The organism is Geodermatophilaceae bacterium NBWT11, assembly GCA_014218215.1.
GTDB lineage: Bacteria > Actinomycetota > Actinomycetes > Mycobacteriales > Geodermatophilaceae > Klenkia.
The window spans coordinates 3,119,243-3,144,735 of sequence record CP043652.1 but is presented as its reverse complement, the minus strand read 5'-3'; the positions used below and the strand labels follow the sequence as shown (position 1 = coordinate 3,144,735).

Below are 25,493 nucleotides of genomic sequence, written 5' to 3'. Positions count from 1 at the left end.
TGCCCGACCGGCAGCGCGCGTCGAGTCTGCTCGCGCCGGGGACCGGTGAGATGGGGACTTTCGACCCCAACGGGGTGACCGGGGTCACTCCTAGCGTGCTCCTGTCCGGCCGCCCGACCGGCCGCTGCGGACCACCAGGAGGAACCGTGACCGCCCCTCTCAAGCCCCACACCCTCGCCGGGGAGCTCGCCGCCGAGTTCGCCGGCACGCTGATCCTGATCCTGTTCGGCCTGGGCGTCGTCGCCCAGGTCGTGGCCGGGGGGATCGGCGACCACGACAGCATCGCCTGGGCCTGGGGGCTGGGCGTCACCTTCGGCGTCTACCTGGCCGCCCGGATCAGCGGGGCCCACCTCAACCCGGCCGTCACCATCGCGCTGGCCGCCTTCCGCGGCTTCCCGTGGCGGAAGGTCGGGCCCTACGCCCTGGCCCAGACGGCCGGGGCGGCCGTCGCGGCCCTGCTCGTCCGCTGGAACTACGACGACGTCCTCACCGCCATGGACCCGGACCACACCATCGCCACCCAGGGCGTGTTCTCGACCCTGCCGGGCAACGGCACCCTGCCGGTGGGCACCTGGGGGGCCTTCCGCGACCAGGTGATCGGCACCGCGATCCTGATGCTGCTGATCCTGGCGGTGACCGACCTGCGCAACAGCTCTCCCGGGGTCAACCTCGCCCCCTTCGTGATCGGGCTGATCGTCGTCGCGATCGGGATGGCCTGGGGCACGAACGCCGGGTACGCGATCAACCCGGCCCGCGACTTCGGTCCCCGGCTGGTCTCCTGGCTGACCGGGTACGGCACGGCGTGGCAGGACCAGTACGGACAGCTGTACTTCTGGGTGCCGATCATCGCCCCGGTGATCGGCGCGCTGGTCGGGGCGGTGTTCTACGACCAGGTGGTGGGCCGCTTCCTTCCGGTGGCCGACGCCGATGCCGAGCCGGGTCGCACCCCCACCGACCCGGACGTGCCCCAGGGGCGGCACGACGCCGAGGCCACCGACGTCCGCCGGGTGCACGTCGATCGGGACGAGCACACCTCCTCGTCCACCTGACCCACCCGACCACCCCCGACGCCGGGCACGACCTCTGGTTGTGCCCGGCGTCACCTCGCTCTAGCGTCCGCTCCACCCCTCCCACGTCAGGACCGCCCGATGAAGAAGCTGATCAACGACCCGGCCGACGTCGTCGCCGACGCGCTGCGCGGGATGGCGGCTGCGCACCCGCAGCTGCGGGTCGACCACGAGAACCGGGTGGTGTTCCGCCGGGACGCGCCGCGGGCGGGCAAGGTCGGGCTGGTCTCCGGCGGTGGCACCGGCCACGAGCCGATGCACGGCGGCTTCGTCGGCGTCGGGATGCTGGACGCCGCGTGTGCCGGTGAGGTGTTCACCTCCCCGGTGCCCGACCAGATGGTCGCCGCGACCCAGGGCGTGGACGGCGGTGCCGGGGTGCTGCACATCGTGAAGAACTACACCGGCGACGTGATGAACTTCGAGATGGCCGCCGAGCTGGTCGCCGCGGAGAGCGGCACCGAGGTGGTCACGGTCGTCGTGGACGACGACGTCGCGGTCGAGGACAGCCTGTTCACCGCCGGCCGCCGCGGCGTGGGCACCACGGTGCTGCTGGAGAAGATCGTCGGTGCGGCGGCCGAGGAGGGCCGCCCGCTGGCCGAGGTCGCCGACCTGGCCCGCCGGATCGACGACAGCGGGCGCTCGATGGGCATGGCGCTGACCTCGTGCACCGTGCCGGCCGCCGGCAGGCCCACGTTCGACCTGCCCGACGGGGAGATGGAGATCGGGATCGGCATCCACGGCGAGCCCGGTCGCCGCCGGGTGCCGATCGCCCCCGCCCGTGAGGTCGCCGCGATGCTGGTCGAGCCGATCCTGGCCGACCGCTCCTTCACCGACGGCGTCATCTGCTTCGTCAACGGGCTGGGCGGCACCCCGCTGATCGAGCTGTACGTGGTCTACGCCGAGGTGGCCGCGATCCTGGAGAAGGCCGGCATCGGCATCGCCCGCTCGCTGGTCGGCCCGTACATGACCTCGCTGGAGATGGCCGGCTGCTCGGTCACCCTGCTGCAGGCCGACGACGAGCTGCTGCGGCTGTGGGACGCCCCCGTCGACACCCCCGGCCTGCGGTGGGGCGCCTGATGGACCTCGCGGACCTGACCGCCTGGGTGCAGCGCTTCGCCGAGCTGGTGCACGAGCAGAAGGACGAGCTCACCGCGCTGGACTCGGCCATCGGGGACGCCGACCACGGCTCGAACATGGACCGCGGGATGGCCGCCGTCGTCGCGGCCCTGGCCGACGCTCCCCCGGCCGACCCCGCGGCGCTGTTGAAGGAGACCGGCGCCACGCTGGTGTCGAAGGTCGGCGGCGCGTCCGGCCCGCTCTACGGGACGCTGTTCCTCCGGATGGCCGGGGCAGCCGACGGCGGCTTCGCACCGGCGCTGCGGGCGGGCTACGAGGGCGTGCTGGCCCGCGGCAAGGCCGAACCGGGTGACAAGACGATGGTCGACGCCCTGGGTCCGGCCTGCGACGTCCTGGACGCCGGGGGGTCGATCGCGGAGGCCGCGCAGGCCGCCGCCGACGGCCGGGACGCGACCGTGCCGCTGGTGGCCCGCAAGGGCCGGGCCAGCTACCTGGGCGAGCGCAGCGCCGGGCACCAGGACCCGGGCGCGACCTCGACCGCCCTCCTGCTGCGCGCGGCCGCCGAGACGCTCGCGTGAGCGTCGGGATCGTGGTCGTCTCGCACAGCCGGGCGCTGGCCGACGCCGCGGTGGAACTGGCCCGGCAGATGCTCCCCGGCCGCGAGCTGGCGATCGAGGTGGCCGCCGGGATGGACGACGGGTCGCTGGGCACCGACGCCATGGCGGTGGCGACGGCGATCACCGCTGCCGACACCGGCGACGGCGTCGTCGTCCTGATGGACCTGGGCAGTGCCGTGCTGTCGGCCGAGACCGCGATGGAGTTCCTCGACGAGGACGTCCGGGAACGGGTGACCCTGTCCGCGGCACCGCTGGTCGAGGGGCTGGTCGGCGCCGTGGTCGTCGCTGCCGGGGGCGCGGGCCGGGACCAGGTGGCCGCGGAGGCCGCCCGCGGGTTGGCGCCGAAGGAGGCCCAGCTCCGGTGAGATGTCCTAGCCTCTTCCTGTGACCGCGCTGAGCCTCCCCGGGACCCGCTGATGGCCAGCGGCCTCTTCGCCCTGTTCGACGACGTCGCCGCGCTGGTCCGGCTGTCGGCGGCGTCCCTGGACGACATCGGCGCCGCCGCGGGGCGGGCCGGCATCAAGGCCGCCGGCGTGGTCGTCGACGACGCGGCGGTCACCCCGCGGTACGTGCAGGGCCTCGAGCCGAAGCGCGAGCTGTCGATCATCGGCCGCATCGCCAAGGGCTCGATCCGCAACAAGCTGCTGATCATCCTGCCGGCGATCCTGCTGCTGTCGCAGTTCCTGCCGTTCCTGCTCACCCCGATCCTGATGATCGGCGGCGCCTACCTCTGCTACGAGGGCGCGGAGAAGCTGTGGGAGAAGGTCTCCGGGCACCACCCGGAGGAGACCGCCGCCGCGACGGACACCACGACCGATCCGGCCGAGCACGAGAAGACCGTGGTCTCCGGGGCCGTGCGCACCGACTTCATCCTCAGCGCCGAGATCATGGTCATCGCGCTCAACGAGGTCGACACCGAGCCCTTCGTGACCCGGGCGATCATCCTGGTCGTCGTCGCGCTGCTGATCACCGCGCTGGTCTACGGCGTGGTCGCGCTCATCGTGAAGATGGACGACGCCGGTGTCGCGCTGGCCGCGAAGCGCTCCAAGGGCGTCGCCGCGTTCGGCCGCGGCCTGGTCAAGGCCATGCCCATCGTGCTGGCCACGCTGGCCACCGTCGGGATCGCCGCCATGCTCTGGGTCGGCGGGCACATCCTGCTCGTCGGCGCCGAGGAGCTCGGCTGGACCGGGCCCTACGGGTTCGTGCACCACGTCGAGGAGATCGTGCACGACGCGACCGGCGCGCTGGGCGGGGTGCTCGGCTGGCTGACCAACACCGCGATGTCCGCCGTGGTGGGCGTCGTCGTCGGCGCGGTGCTCGTGGCCGTGCTGCACGTGGTCCCCAGGCGCGGGGCCAAGGCCGCCGCGCACTGAGGCGTCAGCCGCCGCGGGCGAAGAGCTCGGCGGCCTGGGCGTCGTCCACGAAGGGGTACTTGACCTTGAACTGGGCCAGGGCGTCGGCGACCGACAGCACGTGGTTATCCCGCTGCCCGGTCGCGTCGACCGTCTGCACGGTGACCATGTCCTCGTTGATCGGCACCCAGTGGGTCTCGGCGTAGTCGGTGAACACGTTCGGCACGTGCTCCACGCTACGACCCACGCTCGTGCCCCGGGATGCAGGCAGCCCCGCCCCGGACGCGTGAAACGACCGGGAGCGGGGCCTGTTCCCCCCGCTCATGGCGAGTGGGCGGAGGACGTGCCGACGACGGTACGCACCGCCGTCGCGCCTCAGCCCAGCGGCACCGGTGCGGGCGGGGTGGTTGCCTCGAGGGCCTCGGTGACGGCGGTGGACAACCAGCCGGCGGCCTGGAAGAGGTCGAGGGCGCCCTCGGAGGTCGAGGACAGGGTGGCCGCGGAGACCGAGGCCGACCGCACGGCGTCGCACACCGTCGTCGTCATGGCCCTCGTATCGGCAGGTCGTGGCCCGACCTGGAATCACCGGGATGACAGGACGCCCAGCAGCTGCAGCTTCTCGTGGGTCTCGCTCCCGGGGACGGCGGTGTAGACCAGCAGCGTGTGCGACTGCTGCGGGTCGAGCAGGGTCTGGCACTGCAGCTCCAGCAGCCCCAGGTCCGGGTGCACGAACCGCTTGGACTCCGCGGGGCGGACGCCGACCTCGTGGGTGGCCCAGACCCCGCGGAACTCCGCGCTGCGTTCCAGCAGCTCCTCGGCGATCCGGGCTGCGCGCGAGCGCGGTCCCCGGACCGCGATGACGCTGCGCAGGCCCGAGGCCCACACCCGGGACAGGTGCGCGTGGTCGTCGGGGTGGTACAGCTCGCGGGTGGTCGGGTCGGTGAACCACCGGTAGCCCAGGCTGCGGGCGAGACCGGTGCGCAGGGTGGCGTCCCCGAGCAGGGCCACCCCGAGCCGGGTCTGGCGCAGCGTCTCCCCCAGCTCGCTGACCACCTCGGCGGGGGTGTCGTCGAGCCGGTCCAGGATGCGCAGCAGGCCCGGACCGACGTGCCAGCTCTCCGCGCCCCGGACCGGCGGGTGGTGCCCGGCGAGTCGGTAGAGGTGGTCCCGCTGGTCGAGGGACAGGTGCAGGCCCTGGGCGATCGAGGCGATCATCGCCTCCGAGGGCTGCGGGCCCCGCTGGCGCTCGATCCGGGCGTAGTAGTCGGTGGACATGTGCGCGAGGACGGCGACCTCCTCCCGCCGCAGCCCGGTGGTCCGCCGGCGTTGCCCGCGGGGCAGGCCGACGTCCTCGGGCTGCAGGGCCTCCCGGCACGAGCGGAGGAACTCAGCCAGACCGCTGCGGTCGATGTCCACGTGCCCTCCTCCTGTCGGTGAGACCCGTTCCTACCGTGCCCGACGCGTCCCAGGCAGGGCCTGCCGATCCCCGGCTGGACCGGTCCTGGTTCTCCCTCCCGGGAGCGTCCACGCTCGACGGCAGACCCACCCCGACCCGAGGAGCACACCGTGGCACGCACCCCGATCGACGTCCCCGTCCCCGACCTGACCGGCACCCGCGCCGTCGTCACCGGCGCCAGCGACGGCATGGGCCGGCACATCGCCGCCCGGCTGGCCGCCGCCGGCGCCGAGGTGGTGCTGCCGGTCCGCAACCCGTCCAAGGGCCAGGCCGCGGTCGCCGCCATCCGCACCGAGGTGCCGGGCGCGGACGTCTCCCTCCGCACGATGGACCTGTCCTCCCTGCAGTCGGTGGCCGACCTCGGGGCCGCCCTGCGCGAGGAGGGGACGCCCATCGGCATCCTCGTGGCCAACGCCGGGGTGATGACGCCGCCGGACCGGCAGACCACCGCCGACGGACACGAGCTGCAGTTCGGCACCAACCACCTCGGCCACGTGGCCCTCGTCGGCCACCTGCTCCCCCTGCTCGTCGCCGGTCGGGCCCGGGTCGTCTCCCAGATCAGCGTCGCGGCGAACCAGCACGCCGTGCACTGGGACGACCTGGACTGGGAGCGCAGCTACGACGGGATGAAGGCCTACAGCTCGTCGAAGATCGCGTTCGGGCTCTTCGGCCTCGAGCTCGACCGGCGCAGCAAGGCCGCCGGCTGGGGCATCACGAGCAACCTCGCCCACCCGGGGGTCGCCCCGACGGCACTGCTCGCCGCCCGACCGGAGGTCGGGCGCAGCAAGGACACCCTGGGCCGTCGGTTGATCCGCGTGCTGTCGGCCCGCGGGGTGCTGGTCGGCACCGTCGAGTCCGCCGGCCTGCCCGCCCTGCTGGCCGCGACCGACCCGGCTGCCGACGGCGGTCGGTTCTTCGGCCCCCGTGGCCCCGGCCACCTCGGTGGGCCGCCCGCCCGGCAGGAGCTCTACAGCCGGCTGACCGACCCCGCCGAGGCCGCCCGGATCTGGGACGTGTCCCTGCGGATGACCGGACTCACCGCGCTCGACGCCACCCCGGGCGCCCGCCCGCAGGACGCGTCGTGACCGCAGCGGCCTGCCCGACCCGCCCGGGTGGCCTGGTCTTCCTCGGCCAGGCCGTGCGGGCCCCGGTCACCACCGGGGCCATCGCACCCAGCGGACGCGCACTGGCCCACGCCCTGGCCGCACCGGTGCTCGAACGGTCGGGCACCGACCTGCGGGTGCTCGAGGTCGGTGCCGGCACCGGCTCGGTCACCCGCACCCTCACCCGGCTGCTCGGCCCGCGCAGCCGCCTGGACGTCGTCGAGGCCAACGGCGCCTTCGTGCCCGGGCTGGTCGAGCTGACCCGGGGGGCGGCGGCCGACGTCCGGGTCCACCACGACCGGATCGAGGACGTGGAGCTCGACACCGACTACGACGTCGTCGTCGCCGCCCTGCCCTTCACCAACCTCCCCCTCCCCGAGGTCACCGCGGTCCTGGCCCGGCTGTACCGGCACACCCGGCGCGACGGCGTCCTCACCTGGTTCGGGTACCGCGGCACCGCCCTGGCCCGGGCGCTGACCGCCGGTCCGGCGTCGACGGCCCGGCACCGCGCGGTGCAGCGGCACCTCGCCTCGCTGGGAGGCAGCAGCGCCACGGTGTGGGCGAACCTGCCGCCCGCTCGGGTCACCCGGCTGCGACCGCACGGCTGACCCCGCCGGGTCGGAACCTCCATCGGGGCCCCGGGACGACGGGGACGGTCTCCACGTCGCCGGGGCCACGGCCGTGATCTGGTGCACTCATGACGATGACAGCTCCGGTGGCACCGGCCACCCACGACGTCGCGGGCTCCACGCTCACCGCCGAGCTCACCGACGAGCTCGCCGCCCTGCTGCCGGCCGGTGCCGTGCTGACCGACCCCGACGTCGTGGCGGGCATGAGCCGCGACCAGGCCGCGTGGGCGCCGCACGGGCGGCCCGCCGCGGTGGTCCGTGCCACCTGCACCGAGGACGTCGTCCACGTGGTGCGGACGTGCCTGCGCCACGGGGTCCCGGTGGTCGCCCGTGGTGCCGGCACCGGGCTCTCCGGCGGGGCGAACGCGCTGGAGGGCTGCGTCGTCGTGTCGCTCGAGCGGATGGACCGGGTGCTCGAGATCAACCCCCTGGAACGCCTCGCCGTCGTGCAGCCCGGCGTCGTCAACGACGCGCTGCGTGCGGCGGTGGCCGAGCACGGTCTCTGGTACCCCCCGGACCCCGCGAGCTCGCCCTGGTCGACCATCGGCGGCAACGTGGCGACGAACGCCGGGGGCCTGTGTTGCGTCAAGTACGGCGTCACCCGCGACTACGTCCTCCAGCTCGAGGTCGTCACCGGCCGCGGCGAGGTGGTCCGGCTCGGCCGGCGCACCGCCAAGGGCGTGGCGGGCTACGACCTGATGGGCCTGCTCATCGGGTCGGAGGGCACGCTCGGGATCGTCACCGAGGTCACCGTCCGCCTGCGCCCCCTGCCCGCCCCGGCCGTGACCGTCGCCGGCTTCTTCTCCTCCGTCGTGGCCGCCGGCGCCGCCGTGCGGGCCGTGGGCGAGGCCGGCCTGGTGCCGTCGGCGCTGGAGCTGGTCGACCGGCACTGCCTCCGGGCCGTCGACGAGTGGAAGCACATGGGCCTGTCCACCGAGGCCGAGGTCGTTCTGCTGGGCCGGTTCGACGAGCCGGGCGAGCTCGGCGAGGGCCTGGCCGAGCAGATGGTCGCGTGCTTCCGCGCCGCCGGTGCCACCTGGGCCGAGCGCTCCACCGACGAGGCCGAGGCCGAGGCGCTCTTCGCCGCGCGGCGGCTGGCCTACCCGGCGCTCGAGCGCCTGGGACCAGTGCTGACCGAGGACGTGTGCGTGCCCAAGGAGCAGGTGCCCGAGATGCTGGCGCGCATCGAGCGCACCGCGGTCCGGCGGGGCGTCGTCATCGCGAACATCGCCCACGCCGGCGACGGGAACCTGCACCCGCTGCTGGTGACGCCCCCGGGCGACGAGGACGCCCGGGTCCGCGCCGAGGCGGCGTTCGACGACATCATCGCCGACGCCCTCGCGCTCGGGGGCACCGTCACGGGCGAGCACGGCGTCGGTCTGCTCAAGCGGGACGGCCTCACCGCCGAGCTGTCCGCCGAGGTCCTCGCGATGCACCGGGCCGTCAAGGCCGCCCTCGACCCCGCCCACCTGCTCAACCCCGGCAAGGTGTTCTCCGCACACCCGACCACGCCCCCGACCGCAGCCCTGACAGGAGACCTGCCGTGACCCGTCCCTCCACCACGATCGAGGTGGTCCCGACCGCGGCCGGGCCGTTCGAGGTGCTGACCCGGCCGGGCACGACCGAGCCGGTGCTCGCGGTGCACGGCGTGTCGAGCAACAACCGGCTGTGGTCGTGGGTCCTCGAGGCCGCGCCGGAGGTCAGCGTGGTCGCCCCCGACCTCGCCGGTCGCGGCGGGACGCCGGCACGACCGGGACCGTCCTCGGTGGCCTCGCACGCCGAGCAGCTCGTGGCCCTGCTGGACGCCCTGGGGCTCGACCGGGTCCACCTCCTGGGCATGTCGCTGGGCGGCTTCGTCGTCAGCGAGCTCGCCGCCCGGCACCCGGACCGCGTCCGCACCATCACCCTGGTCGACGGCGGGCTGCCGCTCGAGGTCGGTGAGCAGGGTCCGCCGCCGGCAGCCGCCGTGGCGCCGAAGCTCCGGGCGCAGTACGCCTCCGACCGGGTCTGGGCCGACGTGGGGGCCTACCTCGAGCACTACCGCGGCAGCGTGGCACCGCTGACCGGGGCCGACGACCCGCGCATGCGGACCCTGGTGTCGCACGACCTCGCGGCGGTCGACGGAGGGGTGGCGGTGCAGCGCGACCTCGACTCGGTCGTCGACGACGCGGTCTCCGTCTTCGCCTCCGCCGCTCCGGCCGCGGCCCTCGCCGCCGTCCGGGCGCCGATCAGGCTGGTCCACGCGCCGTGGAGCACCGGTGCCGACTCGCCGCCGATGTACGCGTCCGCGCACGTGGCGCACGTCGTCGCCACGACCCCGTCCCTCGTCTCCGCCGAACTGGTGGCCGGGGTGGACCACGCGGCGATCGTCATGACCGACCACGGCGCCTCGGCCTGCGTCGCGGCCCTGCGCGCCAACCTCGGGGCCTAGGCCGCGGGGTGTAGACCTCTCCTCCGTCCGGGGCCGGTTCTCATGGATGTGATGCCCATCGTGCGGCCTGCTCGGAGTGCCTAGCGTCACACCGCAGAGCGGCGACGAGCCGGCCCCGGACCAGGAGAGCACCCACACCATGGCCACGAGCGAGATCCCCACCACCGCCCTGCCGGGCGACCCGACCGACGCGGCCCCGGCACCCGCGCCCCGCATGCGACGGATGTCGTTCGGGCTGCTGCTCGTCTACGTCGCGATCCTCGCGGTCAACTCGGGGGGCAACGGGATCCTCCTGCCGAACATCGTGGCGGGCATCGACGAGGCCGGGAAGATCGGCAACCTGGCGATCGTCACGACCGTCGCCTTCATCGCCAACGTCTTCGCCCAGCCCGTCGCCGGCGCCCTGTCCGACGCCACCCGGTCGCGCTTCGGCCGCCGCACGCCGTGGATGGTCGGTGGCGCCCTGCTGACGAGCGGGTTCCTCGTGGGCCTGCCCATGGCGCAGTCGGTGCTCACCGTCGCGCTGGTGTGGCTCGTCGTGCAGGTGGGCGTCAACGCCCTGCAGGCGGCCGCGACGGCCGTCGTGCCCGACCGCTACCCCGCGGCCCGACGCGGCGGTGTCTCCGCCATGATCGGGGTCGGCATCACCATCGGGAACGCGGTCGGGGTGGCCGTCGCCGGCAGCACCGCCACCCAGGGCGCCCTCCCCTACGTCGTCCTGGCCGTCCTCGTCCTGGTCCTCGTCGGCGCCTTCGTCCTGGTCAACCGGGACGAGCCCAGCACGCACCTGCCCCGCGAGCGCACCGGTGCCCGGGACTTCCTGCGCGGGTTCTGGGTCAGCCCCCGCCAGCACCCCGACTTCGCCTGGGCCTTCCTCTCCCGCTTCCTCATGGTGATCGGGTTCTACGGCGCACAGACCTACGGGCTCTACATCCTGCGCGACTACATCGGCCTGGGTGACGAGGAGTCCAACGCCTTCGCCGCCACGATGGGCATCGTCCTGCTCGTGGGTGTCCTGGTCTCGGCGTCGGGCAGCGGCTGGCTCTCCGACCGCGTCGGCCGGCGCAAGCCCTTCATCGTCTGGTCCTCGGTCGTCATGGCGATCGCCCTGGCCGTCCCGCTCCTCGTGCCGACGACGACCGGGATCCTGGTCTACGCCTTCCTGCTGGGTCTGGGGTTCGGCACCTACATCTCCATCGACCTCGCCCTCATGACCGAGGTGCTGCCCGCCCGCCTCGGCGGGAGCAGCGCCGGGCGTGACCTGGCCATCCTGGGTCTGGCCACCACCCTCCCCCAGGCCATGAGCCCCTCGATCGCCGCCGGCCTCGTCACGCTCACCGGTGGCTACCCCGTCCTCTTCGTCTCCGGCATCGTCTTCGTGATGCTCGGCGCGGTCGCCATCCGGCCGGTCAAGGCCGTGCGGTGACGTGACCCCCGGGGCCGGCGTCGTGGGTGAGGATGAGGTCATGGCCCCCAACGACGCCGCGCCGTCGGTCGCCGAGCTGCGTCGCCGGGCCGACGAGCTGGTCGTCCTCAACGACCTCGCTCGTCGGCTGGCTGCACTGCACGACACCCGGGACGTGCTCGACGAGGTGGCCCGGCAGGCACGGCGGCTGCTCGGTGTGGACGTCGCCTACATCATGCTGCTGCGCGGCGAGGTGCTCCGGATCGAGGTCGTGGACGGCGCCATGGGCTCGGCGATGCGCGGCATCGAGCTCGAGCGGGGACAGGGCCTCGGCGGCCAGGTCCTGGCGGCGGGCCGCCCGCTGTGGAGTGAGAGCTACCTCCAGGACGACCGCTTCCCCCACAGCGAGGGCGTCGACTCGGCGGCGAGCAGCGAGCAGCTCGGCGGCATCCTCGCCGTCCCCCTCCTCGTCGGGGACGACACGATCGGTGTCCTGCTCGCCGCAGAGCGACGGGCCCGGGCCTTCGTCGCCCACGACGTCGAGCTCCTCGCCGGGCTCGCCGCGCACGCCGCGCTGGCCCTGCGCACCGCCGACCTCTTCGACCGGGAGCGGGCCGCGGCGACCGAGCTCCGGGCGGCCAACGCGACGCTGCGGGAGGTGAACGCGAGCCGGGAACGCGCCAGCGACCTGCGTGACGTGCTCAACGAGATCGTGCTCCACGGCGGGGGGCTCGCGGCGGTCGTGGCGGCGCTGGACCGGTCGGCCGGCCTCGTCGTCTCGGTCCGCGACCACGACGGCCGGACCCTGGCCGGGGAGCCGCCGACCGACGGTGGGCTCGTCGTCCCGGTCGAGCTGCCGGGGGGACACGGCGGCGACCTGGTCGCCGCGCCGACCACCGTGCCCGACGAGGAGGCCGTGCGCCTGCTCCGGATCGGGGCCACCACGGTGGCGGTGCTGCTGGCCTCGGAGCGTTCGGTCGCCGAGGCCGAGCTGCGCACGCGCGGCGAGTTCGTCCACGCGCTGCTCTCCTCCGGCGCCGACGAGGCCAGCCTGGTGCGCCGGGCCCGGGCCAACGGCATCGACCTGCACGCCGTCGTCACCGTGGCCGTCGTGGAGCCGGAGCCGGTCGGGGCCACCGCGGCCGGGACGTTCGCCGCCCGGCTCGCCGCCGAGCTGCGCGGGTGGTCCGCCGCGCACGCCGGGCAGGTCGTGGTGCTCCTCCCCGCGCCCGTCGAGCAGGCACGTGCTGCCGTGGCCCGGATGTCCGCGGCGGACGGCGGGACGCCGACGACGGGACTGGCCGCCGGCGCGGGCGGACCCGCCGGTGTCCGGGCGAGCCACGAGGAGGCCCGGCAGACCGCAGCGCTGCTGATCGCGCTCGACCGGGCCGGCTCCTGCGCCGCGAGCGAGGACCTCGGGCTGTACCGGTCGCTGTTCAGCCGCTCCGGCCGCGCCGACCTCACCGCGTTCGTGCGCGCCACGGTCGGCCCCCTCCTCGACTACGACGGCGAGCGGCAGCGCGACCTGGCGGTGACGCTCGAGACCTACCTCGAGCTGGCCCGCCACCACGCGCGGACCTGCGAGGCGCTCCACGTCCACGCCAACACGCTCTACCAGCGGCTCGACCGGATCACCGAGGTCCTCGGGCCGCAGTGGAAGGAGCCGGGGCGGGCCCTCGAGCTCCAGGTGGCCCTGCGCCTGCACCGGCTGATCGCCGAGCGGGCCGACTGACACCTCCATCTCCACCGCCGAAACAGGGAGGAAGCGTCCATCCCGACCACGCCCGGGTCCGCATAGCGTCCGGACCCATGGAGCTGGCGACGCAGGTGCACGGTGCCGGTCCGCGCCGGATGGCCCTGGTCCACGGGTTGGGTGCCGACGGCGCGACGTGGCGCGGCCTGACCGACCGCCTCGTCGCCGCGGGGGGCGTCACCGTCACCACGGTCGACCTGCGCGGGCACGGGGCCAGCGACCGGGCCGAGGACTACTCCGTCCGCGCGTTCGCCGACGACCTCGTCGAGACCCTGCCGGCCGGGCTGGACGTCGTCGTCGGTCACTCCCTGGGCGGCTCGGTGCTCGAGCGGGCGGTCGAGCGACTGGCACCGGAGTGCGCGGTCTACCTCGATCCCGGCTTCCGGCTCGGACTGCCGACCGAGGGCCTCACGGGCCGGCTGTTCTGGGCCACCGCACCGGTGGGTCTCACGGTGGCCGCACTCGCCCAGAAGTGGCGCAGCCGAGGCAGACCTGCCCCGTCCCCCGAGGACGCCCGGCTGCGCGACGCGGCGACCTCACGGTTCGACCGCGGGATGGCCTTCGGCGTCTTCCGGGACGTCACCCACTCCCCCGCGCCGGTCGCCCCACCCCCGGTCCCCTCGACCCTCGTGTTGTCGGACGACTCCCGCGCCGTGCTCCCGGACGCGACGGCGGAGCGCCTGGAGGCACTCGGCTGGGAGGTCCGGCGGGTGACCGGGGTCGGCCACGACTTCTGGCTCCAGGACGCCGACCGCACCTGGGCGGCGGTGCGCGACGTGCTGCTCGGCGAGCGGGCCGGCTAGACGTTGAAGCGGAACGTAGATGGCATGTTCGAGAAGTGTTGGAAACGACCGGAAACAAGCCTTTGAGCTGCGGTTTCAGCGTTTGACGTGACTGGGCGATGTCGGCTGGTTTCGATCCTCCTGCGGACTTTTTGCGGACTTTCTGCGGACTAGAACCCGACAGGCCGCCTTCGTATAAGCGGCGACGCAGTCACCCATCTCGACCCACGACCGCACGGTGCCGTCCAAGATCCCTTCCCGGGGACACCGCTCGGTGAGGGAGTCCGGAGTGCTGGTAGCACGCCGAGATTCAGAAACAGAAAGACGTCGCGCAGACGCGCCGACGCCGGACGGGGTGACGGCCGAGCCAGACGAGAAGTGGGTGTCACCCCACCTGACCCACAGACCGCCAGGGGCTTCCTCGCCGGTCTACGGCCAGGAGTAGAGGTCAGTGGGCTCACCGTTGGGCGGGGTCATGCCGACGGTGAAGGTCCGGCGAAGCTCCAGCCGCCAGGCTGGCCACCACCACCCTCGACACACCTGAGCCCCGTACTGGCCCACCACCGGAGACGACCGCCCGCGAGTCAGCCCACTCCGGGCCCGGGGTGGGCTGGCCTTGGTGAGTTGTCAGTAGCGGCGACGCGGTGGCCGCAGGTCTCCGCGATTCAGCTTGTCGATCAGGGCGGTCAACTGCTTCACCGACCGCGGGGAATGCCCGCGAGCCAGCATGTCTCCCACGATCGCGTCCTGGTCCAACAGCCCCTGCTCGCGCAGACCCAGCAACGTCCCTTGCGCGCGGTGCTGCCCAAACCCATCACCCCACCCGTTGTTACCCACGAAATGCAGATGGTCCAGCGCCTCCAGCAGCCGGGCATCCAGTTCGGGCCCAGGGCCCTCACCCAGCAAGTTCAGCGCGCCGATCGACCTGGCCCACCCCGACAGTGAGGTCCCAAAGCCCTCCACCGCGCACAGTGAAGAACCGCGGGCATACCTGGTCGCCAGCTGCAGGGCTTGCTCATCGGGCACGTAGGCCAGCACTGGACGCCCGATGTCGACCCCAGCTCGACCAGACCGGGGCGTGATCCAGTCACCCGCGCGGGCGAACGCCTCCAGCGGTCCACCACCCAGGCTGTTCTTGGAAACCGTCACCAGCACACCTCGCCTGCCCTGCGCGACGCACTCGGCCCGCACCCAGGTGACGGCGATGTCGATGGCCTCATCCCAATCCATGCCGTCCCGCTCGGGCACCCACGCCGCACGCACACCGTCCACACACCCACAGTGCCCGCCCGGTCCGACAGTTTTCAGGGCGACCGTTCAGCCAACGGCTCCTCGAGCCTGTGGCCGATGACAGGGATCCCGGCGGTAGGCGACCACAACTCGTCACGGGCATCGCCGCACCTGGGCCATGTCAGCCGGGTAGCTGGCGCCTCAGGGCCGTCGGCCGGCGCCCGAGGTCATCAAGCGGCGTCGTAGCCGGCATGTAGGCAATCAGTCGCGGAAAAGCAGGTGGGTGGGTCGACGGTTGATCGGGTCAATGACGTGGAAGCCGCCACGGGTGGCGCCTTGATCGTCGATGTAGCGATGCTCCAGGCGGGCGATACGGGCCCCGAAGCGTTCCCGGATGTCGCTGTACCGCTCGCAGTGGTGCGCACTCCACGTGTCCTGCCCGCAGTAGGCCAAGCAAGCCGAAGGGAAGATGACTGCTGAGGCGATGAGGTCTGCGATCTGCAACGGCACGTGGGTGTCGCTGTGACCGAACACCGGTGCTTCGACCAGGTGAGGCAGCTGATCTCCCCCACTGGCGAACCGGCGGGTGGTGATGGTGTGCACGTTGCCCTCGTTCTTCACCTTCGTCCGCGCGTCCAAGATCATGATGCCTTGGGTCATGGAGGCCCCGAGCTGACTGTTGAACGTGGTCGCCAGCTCAGCGACCGCCCGCGGGTAGATGTCGGCGTCCCGGTAGACCCGGTCCTGCTCCTTGATCTGCACCTTGCCCATCAGCCGGCAGCCGTGGTCCTCCAGCAGGCGGATGGTCTTGTCCAGGAACCCAATCGCACGTCGGCGCCGGTTGCGCCCACCACTCGTGCGGCGCAGGTCAGCGCGCAGCGTGCTGCCCTTCACCTCGAACTGGATGCTGTCGGTAAGCCGGGACTCCGGCGCCAGCAAATGCGGCTCGAACTCCTGCTTGAGCCGGATGAACTCCATCGACAGGCTCTTCTGCCGGGCCGCAGCGACGCTGAGCCCGACCAGAACGAACGCCGGGGTGCTGGCCGGGTGCTGCTGGGTGTAGGTCTCGGCGCTGCCAGATTCATCCAGGTAACACAGGTGCACCCACGAACCTCCCCCAGACGCAACTAAGGCCACCCGAAGGCGGCCTTAGGACTTGCTGCACAAAGTGCAGCGGGTGCGTCATGGACGCATGCCCAAGGTAGGTCACCTGGTCCCAGCTGTCCAACACTGACCGACGTCGTTCCCGGAACCCACCCCGTTGGGGCCATCGACCACCGACGGTCCCACCGCCCCAAGTGCTCAGTCGAACAGCGCCGGGCAGGGTGCAGGAGAGGGCGCCAGCCGCTCATCCCCCTCCCCACTCACCTTCTGCAGGCCTCAGCCGACGGCTGTGGCGCCGGTCGGGGACCCTGTGCTGGGCTGCTGGTGCGCCGGTGACCGCCCGGCCACTGCGGCGACCGGCAGCACCGCCCGATACGTCGTCACCGCCACCCGGCGCTTGGCACCTACCCGCGTTGTCAGCCGACCGAAAGGTCAGTGGGCGGCGTCGTAGGCCTCGACGACCGCGTTGGCGATCCGGCCCCGCTCAGACACCTCGTGGCCGTGGGACTTCGCCCACTCCCGGATCTCGGTCAAGTCCGACCGACCTGTGCCGGCCGCCTTCCTCGGTGATGCCGACGCCGACGTCCGCCGGGTCTGCGCGCTCACCTTGCGGGCCGCCTCGACGTACCGAGACAGGGCCTCGCGCATCTCGGTCGCGTTCTCTGCAGACAGGTCGATCTCGAACGACGTGCCATCCAGAGCAAAGGACACCGTCTCACCGGCACCGTCCTCCAGCAGGTCACCGGTCAGGTCATCCTCGAGCATGATCTGGGTCTTACGAGCCACGACAACCTCATTCACTCAACACGGGCAGGACATTTCCCGACAGCAGCCGAAACCGGCTCCCCGAATAGCTCTCGGGCGGGATAATGGTGTCATGGCAGCCGCATCAGAGCCCGCGGGTGACGTCCTCACCGACATGGCTCTGTGCCAGGCGCGCATCGATGTTCTGGGCAGCAAACTGGACCGTGCCGAACGGGCCGTCGGCCAAGCCCGCACTGCGGCCGCTGCCGCCAACGCCCACCGACGAGCCGACGCTCTCCTGCTGGAACTCGAGGGAGCCGAGGACGACCTCCGGGTCCTGCAGAACCGAGAAGCTCAGCCCAGGTCGAGGAACCGGCCATCCCGCGGGGAACAAGGTCACCTCTTCGACGTCGGATGACGTCGGCGATGGACCCGCCGACCTCGTTTCCAGGCGGTTGGTACGTGGGCATCAGCGCCGCGGCTGTTGTCAACGGTTGACGCAGTCAGGCCTCGGGGGTTGAACAGACAACACCTCGGGGCCGCCTCATGGCCCCACACCTGGGGGCCGTCGACCCCACACCCGGGGTCATGTTCTGGCCCGCGCTGCTGGGGTTGATGGGGGCGGCCTGACCGCAACCTTGCAATTGACTACCTTCGCAGGATGTTCCGAGACCGCCGGGGCCACGCACTAGGCCTGCTGCTTCTCCTACAAGGGGCGGTGCAGACGTGGGTGGCAGCCATGTCTCCGTTCTTGATCGCCGGCATTGGACCTGCTGATGAACCCGCCAGCTCCGCCCAACGGGCTGAGACCGATCACGTTGTCGCACTGTCGGTGGTCCTGGTTCTTCTGATGGCCTTCAGCTCGTTCACTGCCGGTGTCGGCCTGCTCCGCAGGTGGCAGCGTGCCGGGTTCCTCCTGGTGGCGGCATTCACGCACCTCGGCGCAGCTGTGGCTCTGGTCGCCTCAGGGGTCGCGTTCCTAGCTGCTGGCGCTCTCTTGTGTGTTGCACCTATAGCTTTCGCGAGTGCCATGCGACGCGCGGCGGGGCGCGACGACCGTGCAAGGTGGCCAGTAGGAGCCGACTCCTAGGTGAGTGGTAGGTGCCAGAGTCGTGCCGGCCGACCGCTGACGACCGTCTACCGGGACGTCCGCCGATTACGCATCATGGACGCTGTGGACCACGCGGACGCGCAGGCCAGGATGCTCCGATGGCATGTTCGGTCCCGGCCGCCCCAGAACCAGGTTCCCGGGCTCCTTCCTCGGCGTCACCTGATCGCTAGTTCGCCGACGACGTTCGTCGTGTTGGTGGAGATGCGTGCCTACACAACGGGGGTAGAGATCGAACTCGCCCTCCATGGCCGCGCTGATCGAGCCACCTCGTTCCTGCCAACGGACCAGAGGCTTGCCGACCGCCTCCACGTTCCGGTCGCACCAACCCCCGACATCAGCCTGACTGCCGCAGACGGCACGCCCTCTGTCGTACTTCAGGGCCGCGAATTATTCGACCAGCTCGATGATTTCGCCGACCGCCCCACCCTGTTCGTGCCCGGGGGCGAAGGAAACGGTGACCACATGACCAGCCGCTTGTGGCTCTACCCGTTTCCCGCCACGACCCTGGAACTCGGTGTCGCCTGGCCGGCTCAGGACATCGCCCCGGCAACGACCACCCTGACCATCGACGACCTTCAGCGGACACGCGACCAGATCATCGAGCTATGGCCGTGGCGCGCCGAGGACGAGCTCCGCGGCCTCGGCTCATAGACCGCCCGGACGACCGGTCATGACCGTCTACCGGGACAACGACCGTGCGGTTCTGCACTAGCAGCGGAACGAAGGATGAACCCCGGACAGGCTGCCCACTCGCGCCCGGATCGACGCCGCGGCGTCGGCTGGCACCTGGGCCTGAGTCGTTCCCAGAGTCCACGCCAAGCTGAGCAATGCTTCCTGCGGCTCGTCGTTCTCCAGTAGCTCAACGATCCCCGCGACACGATCAGCCGGGACTAGCCACGACACCGAACCAAGAATCCGCCGCGCCGCGTCGACCTCCTCCTGAACCCACTGCTCACCCATGGCCAAGAGTGTCACGCCACCGCCCGTCTATCGGGACCAAAGCTCACTATCGTGACGGGGAGTCAGGGGACGGCCAGTAGCTTGACCGCCCGCTGACGGTGGCGGCGCTGAGAGGCGCTCAACCCCTCAGGCTTTGCCGCCTCGCTGAATGCGCACGGCCGCGTACCGGGCCTGCGCGACTATGGAGCCGAGCCAAAGCACCGCCATCGCCAGCCAGACCCAGTCCTCGCGGATAGCACTGAAGATGAACATGCCCAAGAACACGAGGGTGAAGAAGATGTCATCGATCCAGCGAAAGTACAGCCGAGGCATCAAGGGCTGCCAGGCGTTCACCACAGGAGCGTAGGTCAGCCCGTGCACCGACGACTAGGGCGATTCGAATCAACGGGGAGGCGGAGTTCAGAGCGTCCGCTGGGGACCGTCTACCGGGACGGCTCAGTACCGTCAGCCGAGTGAAGCTCGGCGCAGGAGTCTCGCCCGCCCAACTCGCTCTTCGGGTAGCGGCCTTTGTGTGCCTCTTCGGCATGGGCCTCGCGACCTACCTGGATCGATCGTGGTCCCGACCAGCCTGGTGGGGTCTGCTCACTCTTGGCCTCGTGTTCCTGCTGGCTTTCAGCCTTATGCAGCGTCGTGACCGCCGACGACACGCTGGGCCGGAGCGTTCCGACTGAGGACCGTCTACTGGGACGACTCATTGCGGTCTGGACCAACCTGCTCCCGTCGATCCCTACGAAAGGACAAGGCAGCTAGGCCAACGAAACCTGCGCCGATGGCCCAGCTACTCCCGCCCGCCCCGTTCGCGGCCCCAGTTCCGACCGTCATCAGGGCGCAAATCAGATAGCCCCACCCGAAGATCCAGTCCCACCGGGGCTTGTCATCGGTCACGGCCGGAGGGTTGCACGGACACCCACCCCGCGCGAGGAGGGCGCTACGGGCCAGACCGGGTGACCGGTGTTGACCGGCTACCGGGACGGCGAGTCTTGGTCGTCTGTTCGCCAGCGCCAATACCGGAAGACGCCAACACCGAGAACGATGGCCGAGATGAGCGCCCAGCCCCAGTCCGAGCGGAACCCCTGCCTAAGGACCACGGCGATGACGACCAGAACGTAGACAGCAAATGCGACTGGGGAACGAGCCCATCCGAACTTGTCCCTGTCGACAGTGGCCACGACGTCAGTTTGGCCGATCGGTGCGGTCCAACAAGAGCCGGCCCCCGCACGTCCGTCATCGACCGTCTACCGGGACATCACCCGAGTCCTGTGCCGAAGATGGATCCGAGACGCACCCCTGCCTCACTCTGATGAGACAACAAATGGGGTGTAGCCCTCGGCCACATTCCGCACGCGGAGCTCGGAAAACACCACGGTCATTTGGTGACCGTTCGACTCCAACTCCAACTGATGGAACGGGATCCCCAAACTAGCCGTCCACGCCAGGGCTCTGTCAGACTGGTCGGCCAGGTCGAATGCCGGGTATAGGGGTTGCCAATTCACGCCCCAGACGAATGCGTCGTAGGTGCGGTCAGGGCGGGGGCGCACTAGCTCGTCGTCCAACGACCGCCCCCAGATGGCTGGGGAGACGGTCGAGTCGATTTTTGCGAACACACAATTGACGAACAAGTAGCTGATGTACTCGATGGGACGACCCAGCCGAGGGTCCGAGCTGGCGGTGATGACTAACTCGTAATCGCGCATGTAGGGCGTGAATGCGTGATACAGGAGACCGTGGTCGTAGACCTCAGAGAGGAGCGCTCGGATCCCCTCTCGATCCACGGCCGATCTGACGTCTAGTTCTTCTTCCGAGCCCATCCTCACATCATGGCCCTCAGATGGAGCCCCGTCCCTGCCATCCCACAAGCGGCCGTCTGCCGGGACATCGCCAGGTCGGCCCGAACCTCTGACCAGCAAAGACGCTTAGCGTCCCGTTAGACCCGTCCGATTTGATTTCTCACTAAGGGGCGTCATACGGGACACCTGTACTGCCTCTCGGCAGCGGCCGATCAGGAGGAGCTGACCGGCTCAGCGAGGGCCCGGACGATGGACGAGCGTCCGACCCCCAGCGAGGCTGCAATCTCGTTGAGGGTGAGCCCCTGGGCGCGCATGGCGAGCGCCGCGGCTCGGCGCTGGTCAGTCATGACGCTGGGCCGGCCACCCTTTCGGCCGCGAGCCCGCGCCGCGGCTAGCCCAGCCACTGTGCGTTCGCGGATGAGTCGGCGCTCCATCTGCGCCACCGCGGCGAAGACGTGAAAGACGAGCTCCCCACCCACCGTGGTGGTGTCAATGGCTTCGGTGGTCGACCGGAACTGGATGCCGCGGTTGGCCAGGTCGTTGACGATGCGGGTCAGGTCCTCCACCGATCGTCCGAGCCGGTCGATGCGCCACACCGCGAGGGTGTCGCCGGAGCGCAGGTACTCCAGGCAGGCGGTCAGCTGAGGTCGCTGGGCCGTGGCGCCGGAGGCGAAGTCGGTGAACACCTTGGCCGCGCCGGCTGCGGTGAGCGCGTCGTGCTGCAGGGCTGGGTCCTGCTCGAGCGTGGACACCCGCGCGTACCCGACGACCGTCATGCCGACGAAGCTAGCTGAGCTGTCGATCCAAAAGACGCTAAGGCAGGGTTTGTGGGCCGTTGATTTCGGAACGGGTTTCGGTCCTGCTGGTGCGACTACCGACCTGGTGTTCGCGACCGGCGGGTGGCCTGGCCGGTGTCGTGTCACAAACGGGGGCGGTCTCAACGGGTGGATGCAACAGCCTCTGCAGATGATCACGGTGTCGTGGTCTGAGGGGTGGTCCGGTGAGGTCGTCGGGGTTGTCGGTGGAGCAGCAGGATCAGTTGTGGGCGCGATGGCGGGCCGGTGAGTCACTGCGTGGCATCGGCCGGTCATTGGGGCTGTCGCATGCCACGGTGCACCGGCATGTCACGGCGTGTGGTGGCAGACGGCCGGTAGCGCGGCGGCGGGGGCCGCTGGCGTTGAGCGTGGTCGAGCGGGAGGAGATCAGCCGCGGGATCGCCGCCGAGGCGTCGGTGCGGGCGATCGCGCGTGTGTTGGGGCGGGAGCCCTCCACGATCAGCCGGGAGCTGGCCCGCAACGGCGGGCGGGAGGCCTACCGGGCCGCAGCAGCCGATGCCGCGGCCGATCGTCGGGCGCTGCGACCCAAGCCGGCGAAGCTGGCGATCGACGGGCGGCTTCGCGCGGAGGTGCAGCGTGGGCTGGCCCTGGAGTGGTCACCGCAGCAGATCGCGTCACGCTTGGTCGTGGACTTCCCCGACGATGAGGCGATGCGGGTCTCCCACGAGACGATCTACCTGACCTTGTTCGTGCAGGCCAGGGGCGGGTTGGCCCGTGAGTTGACCCGGTCGTTGCGCACCGGTCGGGCGACCCGGCACCCGCGCGGGGCCAAGTTGCCTTCCGGGCGTGGGCAGCTGCGCGGGATGGTCCCGATCTCCGAACGACCCGCCGAGGCCACCGACCGGGCGGTCCCCGGGCACTGGGAGGGCGACCTCGTCTTGGGCAAGCTGCCCAGTGCAGTGGCCACCCTGGTGGAGCGCACCACCCGGTTCGTGGCGTTGGTGGCGCTACCGGAAGGCAAGAAGGCCGAGCAGGTCCACCCGGCTCTGGCCGCAGCGATCAGGCGGGTGCCAGCCCAGCTGCGCCGGTCCCTGACCTGGGACCAGGGCAAGGAGATGGCCGCCCACGCACAGTTCACCGTGGCCACCGGCGTCGACGTCTATTTCTGCGACCCCAAGAGCCCCTGGCAGCGGGGCAGCAACGAGAACACCAACGGCCTCCTCCGCCAGTACCTGCCCAAGGGCGCCGACCTCACGGCCTTCACCCAGCACGACCTCGACGCCATCGCCGCACGACTCAACGGCCGACCCCGACAGACCCTGGACTGGAAGACTCCCGCCGAAGCATTCAACGAGGCCGTTGCACACACCCGTTGAGACCGCCGGGGTTTGTGACACGACGGGCCAAACATGTTGTGGCGCAGCCCTAGCGCCTGCATCGTGCTCCGGGTGCTGATCCGCAGAGAGACCCCGAACGACCGCGACGCCGTACACGCTGTCCACAACGCCGCGTTCGCCACCGAGGACGGATCGGTCGCGTTTGAGGCAACCCTGGTCGACGCCCTACGCGCCGCCGGAGACGTCATCCCAGCGCTGTCCCTGGTCGCCGAACGGGACGGCGCGGTCGTGGGGCACGTTCTCGGCAGCCGTGCGCAGCTCGCCGGCGCAACCTCGGTGGGCCTCGCGCCCCTGGGGGTCTTCCCCGACATGCAAGGGACCGGCATCGGCAGCGCGCTCATGCACGCTGTACTCGCGGCAGCTGACCCCCTCGACTTTCCCGAAGCCGTCCTTCTGGGAGACACCGGGTACTACCGGCGATTCGGCTTCCGCCCCGCCGAACCGCTGGGCATCAAGGCATCCGACCCGTCGTGGGCTGACCACTTCCAGGTACGGACCCTCCAGGCGTGGAGCGGCGAGCCCGGCGACTTCCACTACGCACCGGCCTTCGGCATCTGACAGCGCCCAGCCCGAATAAGGTCACCCCTCTCGGCCTCGCCAGGAGTTGGATGTGAACCTGGTTCTGGGCCCGATTCGGTAGGACCGCACACCGGGGTTTGTTGTCCGCACTGACTGCACTGCGACACGGGTTGCGGTGTGTGCTCCGGGAAGTCAGTGGGGCGGGACGACGCGCACCGGGGTGGCCCTGGTGTCCAGGGGTCGTCGACCAGGGCAGGCAATGGGCTGGCCCGGTCTCGGGGGGTGGGTGGCCACGACGACCGTGCAAGCGTGCCGATCGTGACGGGGCCGGCAACGCCGGATGCGAGGTGCGCCGACCCCTGCGCACCGCCGTCCCGGCACCGGTGCGTCGGGGTCGGACACCAGCTCTGGGCACTGGTCGGGTGGTCCATGGTCGAGCGGTCCTCTCCCGTTGTCCGGGGGTCCGTCAGCCTTGGAGGACGGTTCAGGCGTCGCGATCTCGGCGGCGTTCCATCGCCGGGCTCAGCGGTGGTCCTGCCGACTGGCGTGTGTCACCCCGCCCGCGTCACTCTTCCTCCGCGGTCCGGGCGGGTGGACTCGTGCGGTCGCCGTGGCCACGAGGTCGCGGGCCGGGCCGGCGGGGGGTCGGTCGGTGGGCCCCACCCACACGGCCCGCAACCGTCGGCGCAGGTCCACCCCGGTGACGCCGATGGCGACCAACCGGCCGTCGCGCAGGTCACCGGCCACCGCCAGTCGGGGCAGGACGGCCGGGCCGAGCCCGGCCCGGACGGACTCCCGGACGGCGGTCGCGGTGCTGAGCTCGAGCACCGGCGTCGGGCCCGGGGGGCCCAGGGCCTGCTCGAGAGCGGTGCGGGTGCCCGAGCCGACCTCGCGGGTGACGAGCGGGGTGCGGGCCAGCAGGGCGGCGGCCACCGGCCGTCGCCGACGGGCCCAGGGGTGGTCCGGAGCGACGACGAGCACCAGGTCGTCGGTGCCCACCACGACCTGGGAGAGGTCGGCCAGGGGGTCCGGTCCCTCGACGAGACCCACGTCCACTGCCCCGGCGCGAACCAGGTCGGCCACGGCGGCGCTGTTGGTGGCCGTCAAGGTGATCTGCTCGACGCCCCCGTGCGCCCGCAGGGCGGCCAGCCACCCCGGGACCAGGTGCTCGGCCACGGTCATGCTCGCCGCCAACCGCAATCGCGCCGATCCCCGGTGACGAAGTGCGGTCAGCCCGGCGTCCAGGTCGGTGGCGGCCTCGACCACGCGGGCCGCCCAGGCGGCGAACGCAGTCCCGGCGTCGGTGAGTCCGGTGCCGCGGGCCCGGCGATCGAGCACGGCGACGCCCACCTGCCGCTCGAGGGTGCGCAGCCGGGCCGAGGCGGCCTGCTGGCTGACACCGTGCCGGCGCCCCGCGGCGCCGATGCTGCCGGTGGCCACCACGTCCAACAACAGTTCCAACGCCCCCAGCTCGGGCACGTGCGGACTCAGCGGCACGCCGTCAGCTCCGGCAGCCATGCTGCTGCGGCGCCCAGGGCATGCTGCAACCGCTGGTCGGCCTCGGTTCGGGCGTGGGTGTTGCGCTGGGAGGGGTGCGGCACCGCCAGGGTCACCACCGGGTGCACGGGTGGGTGCATCGTCAGGTACCGCATCCAGCCGGCCAGTGCCGCCGTCCCCAGCGGGACGACGACCCGCAACCGCGGGACCAGCTGGAGGACCTCGGCCAATGCTGGACCGGCCTCCGCCAGGTCGGCGGCCCGTGGGTTGCGCCAGGCCTCGGGGGTGCCCAGCGCCCACGGGACGACGTTCCACCGCAGGCAGTCCACGGCCCGCAGCGGGGACGCTTCCCGCGCGGCCCGCAGCACCCGCGCCGTGGGGTCGGGGTTGTCCTCGGAGGAGAACCCGCGTTCCCCCAGCGCCATCGTCGCCGGACCCGGGCTCTCCAGGAGCAGCAGCACCCGCGCACCGGTGCCCCCGCCGTGCGGGTCGAACCACGGCACCGCCCGACCTCGGCCCCGCCACCGCCGGACCAGCGCGTTCAGCGGCGCGACGTGCGGGTCGTCCAGCCGGGCGAGCTTGAGCTCTCGCAGTGTCTCCTGCACCGGTGGGACGCTAGGCCCTGGCACCGAGCGCCACAAGCTGGGCTTGTGCATGCACAACGACGCGGCGGCTACCGGCAGGGTCTGCACCAGC

At 71.6% G+C, this 25,493-nt stretch carries 26 protein-coding genes; 15 read left to right on the top strand and 11 right to left on the bottom strand.

Annotation, left to right across the window (positions count from 1 at the left end; translation table 11 throughout):
- Positions 1 to 50 precede the first annotated feature (50 nt).
- From F1C76_15150 to F1C76_15130, 5 genes are all read left to right on the top strand, one after another.
- Positions 51 to 1,049, top strand: a complete 999-nt coding sequence (locus tag F1C76_15150) for an aquaporin family protein (GenBank protein ID QNG39280.1) — start codon at positions 51 to 53, stop codon at positions 1,047 to 1,049.
- Between the two features lie 99 nt (positions 1,050 to 1,148).
- Entirely contained in the window at positions 1,149 to 2,144 is a 996-nt protein-coding gene (gene dhaK, locus F1C76_15145; GenBank protein ID QNG37738.1) for a dihydroxyacetone kinase subunit DhaK, read from the top strand.
- Complete coding sequence (gene dhaL / locus F1C76_15140) at positions 2,144 to 2,722, top strand: dihydroxyacetone kinase subunit L (GenBank protein ID QNG37737.1); 579 nt, start codon at positions 2,144 to 2,146, stop codon at positions 2,720 to 2,722. The genes dhaK and dhaL overlap by 1 nt, the downstream gene beginning before the upstream one ends.
- A complete protein-coding gene (locus F1C76_15135) occupies positions 2,719 to 3,126 on the top strand; it encodes a dihydroxyacetone kinase (GenBank protein ID QNG37736.1) in 408 nt (135 codons plus the stop codon). Before dhaL ends, F1C76_15135 begins: the two co-directional genes overlap by 4 nt.
- 51 nt (positions 3,127 to 3,177) lie before the next feature.
- Positions 3,178 to 4,134, top strand: coding sequence for a DUF808 domain-containing protein (locus F1C76_15130; protein ID QNG37735.1), 957 nt, complete (start codon positions 3,178 to 3,180; stop codon positions 4,132 to 4,134).
- Between the two features lie 4 nt (positions 4,135 to 4,138).
- Here F1C76_15130 and F1C76_15125 read toward each other — a convergent pair whose 3' ends face one another.
- Both F1C76_15125 and F1C76_15120 read right to left on the bottom strand, forming a co-directional pair.
- Positions 4,139 to 4,339, bottom strand: coding sequence for a hypothetical protein (locus F1C76_15125; protein ID QNG37734.1), 201 nt, complete (start codon positions 4,337 to 4,339; stop codon positions 4,139 to 4,141).
- 356 nt (positions 4,340 to 4,695) lie between these two features.
- Complete coding sequence (locus F1C76_15120) at positions 4,696 to 5,529, bottom strand: helix-turn-helix domain-containing protein (protein QNG37733.1); 834 nt, start codon at positions 5,527 to 5,529, stop codon at positions 4,696 to 4,698.
- 150 nt (positions 5,530 to 5,679) lie between these two features.
- On the opposite strand from F1C76_15120, the gene F1C76_15115 reads away from it, so the two are divergent.
- From F1C76_15115 to F1C76_15085, 7 genes are all read left to right on the top strand, one after another.
- Complete coding sequence (locus F1C76_15115) at positions 5,680 to 6,654, top strand: SDR family NAD(P)-dependent oxidoreductase (GenBank protein ID QNG37732.1); 975 nt, start codon at positions 5,680 to 5,682, stop codon at positions 6,652 to 6,654.
- The gene (locus tag F1C76_15110; protein QNG37731.1) at positions 6,651 to 7,280 is read left to right on the top strand and encodes a methyltransferase domain-containing protein; all 630 of its coding nucleotides are present in this window, start codon (positions 6,651 to 6,653) and stop codon (positions 7,278 to 7,280) included. The genes F1C76_15115 and F1C76_15110 overlap by 4 nt, the downstream gene beginning before the upstream one ends.
- Before the next feature lie 95 nt (positions 7,281 to 7,375).
- Positions 7,376 to 8,848 (top strand): FAD-binding protein, encoded by a 1,473-nt coding sequence (locus F1C76_15105; protein QNG37730.1) that lies wholly within the window; start codon positions 7,376 to 7,378, stop codon positions 8,846 to 8,848.
- Entirely contained in the window at positions 8,845 to 9,732 is an 888-nt protein-coding gene (locus F1C76_15100; protein ID QNG37729.1) for an alpha/beta fold hydrolase, read from the top strand. The genes F1C76_15105 and F1C76_15100 overlap by 4 nt, the downstream gene beginning before the upstream one ends.
- 139 nt (positions 9,733 to 9,871) lie before the next feature.
- Positions 9,872 to 11,158, top strand: coding sequence for an MFS transporter (locus F1C76_15095; GenBank protein ID QNG37728.1), 1,287 nt, complete (start codon positions 9,872 to 9,874; stop codon positions 11,156 to 11,158).
- Positions 11,159 to 11,198: 40 nt separating this feature from the next.
- Positions 11,199 to 12,869, top strand: coding sequence for a GAF domain-containing protein (locus tag F1C76_15090; protein QNG37727.1), 1,671 nt, complete (start codon positions 11,199 to 11,201; stop codon positions 12,867 to 12,869).
- Between the two features lie 77 nt (positions 12,870 to 12,946).
- Positions 12,947 to 13,693, top strand: a complete 747-nt coding sequence (locus F1C76_15085; protein ID QNG37726.1) for an alpha/beta hydrolase — start codon at positions 12,947 to 12,949, stop codon at positions 13,691 to 13,693.
- 606 nt (positions 13,694 to 14,299) lie between these two features.
- On the opposite strand, the gene F1C76_15080 is transcribed toward F1C76_15085, so the two are convergent.
- The 4 genes from F1C76_15080 to F1C76_15065 form a co-directional block, all read right to left on the bottom strand.
- On the bottom strand, positions 14,300 to 14,920 hold the full coding sequence (locus F1C76_15080) for a hypothetical protein (GenBank protein ID QNG37725.1): 621 nt from the start codon (positions 14,918 to 14,920) through the stop codon (positions 14,300 to 14,302).
- Between the two features lie 243 nt (positions 14,921 to 15,163).
- Positions 15,164 to 16,039 (bottom strand): DUF3800 domain-containing protein, encoded by an 876-nt coding sequence (locus F1C76_15075; GenBank protein QNG37724.1) that lies wholly within the window; start codon positions 16,037 to 16,039, stop codon positions 15,164 to 15,166.
- A 399-nt stretch (positions 16,040 to 16,438) separates the two neighbouring features.
- Complete coding sequence (locus F1C76_15070; protein QNG37723.1) at positions 16,439 to 16,792, bottom strand: Lsr2 family protein; 354 nt, start codon at positions 16,790 to 16,792, stop codon at positions 16,439 to 16,441.
- 103 nt (positions 16,793 to 16,895) lie between these two features.
- The gene (locus F1C76_15065; GenBank protein QNG37722.1) at positions 16,896 to 17,150 is read right to left on the bottom strand and encodes a hypothetical protein; all 255 of its coding nucleotides are present in this window, start codon (positions 17,148 to 17,150) and stop codon (positions 16,896 to 16,898) included.
- Positions 17,151 to 18,050: 900 nt separating this feature from the next.
- Between F1C76_15065 and F1C76_15060 the strand changes: the two genes are divergently transcribed.
- A complete protein-coding gene (locus tag F1C76_15060; GenBank protein QNG37721.1) occupies positions 18,051 to 18,512 on the top strand; it encodes a hypothetical protein in 462 nt (153 codons plus the stop codon).
- Between the two features lie 435 nt (positions 18,513 to 18,947).
- Here the strand turns inward: F1C76_15060 and F1C76_15055 are convergent, their stop codons facing one another.
- From F1C76_15055 to F1C76_15045, 3 genes are all read right to left on the bottom strand, one after another.
- Positions 18,948 to 19,154 (bottom strand): hypothetical protein, encoded by a 207-nt coding sequence (locus F1C76_15055; protein QNG37720.1) that lies wholly within the window; start codon positions 19,152 to 19,154, stop codon positions 18,948 to 18,950.
- Between the two features lie 959 nt (positions 19,155 to 20,113).
- A complete protein-coding gene (locus F1C76_15050; GenBank protein QNG37719.1) occupies positions 20,114 to 20,629 on the bottom strand; it encodes a hypothetical protein in 516 nt (171 codons plus the stop codon).
- Between the two features lie 191 nt (positions 20,630 to 20,820).
- The gene (locus F1C76_15045; protein QNG37718.1) at positions 20,821 to 21,384 is read right to left on the bottom strand and encodes a recombinase family protein; all 564 of its coding nucleotides are present in this window, start codon (positions 21,382 to 21,384) and stop codon (positions 20,821 to 20,823) included.
- 224 nt (positions 21,385 to 21,608) lie between these two features.
- Here F1C76_15045 and F1C76_15040 point away from each other — a divergent pair, with 224 nt between their 5' ends.
- Positions 21,609 to 22,760: an IS30 family transposase gene (locus tag F1C76_15040; GenBank protein ID QNG37717.1), complete on the top strand. Its 1,152-nt coding sequence runs from the start codon at positions 21,609 to 21,611 to the stop codon at positions 22,758 to 22,760.
- A 72-nt stretch (positions 22,761 to 22,832) separates the two neighbouring features.
- Positions 22,833 to 23,339 carry an N-acetyltransferase gene (locus tag F1C76_15035; protein ID QNG39279.1) on the top strand — a complete coding sequence of 169 codons (507 nt, stop codon included), beginning with the start codon at positions 22,833 to 22,835 and terminating at the stop codon, positions 23,337 to 23,339.
- 483 nt (positions 23,340 to 23,822) lie between these two features.
- Here F1C76_15035 and F1C76_15030 read toward each other — a convergent pair whose 3' ends face one another.
- A complete protein-coding gene (locus F1C76_15030) occupies positions 23,823 to 24,818 on the bottom strand; it encodes a LysR family transcriptional regulator (GenBank protein ID QNG37716.1) in 996 nt (331 codons plus the stop codon).
- A complete protein-coding gene (locus F1C76_15025) occupies positions 24,788 to 25,489 on the bottom strand; it encodes a uracil-DNA glycosylase (GenBank protein QNG37715.1) in 702 nt (233 codons plus the stop codon). The genes F1C76_15030 and F1C76_15025 overlap by 31 nt, the downstream gene beginning before the upstream one ends.
- Positions 25,490 to 25,493: the final 4 nt, after the last annotated feature.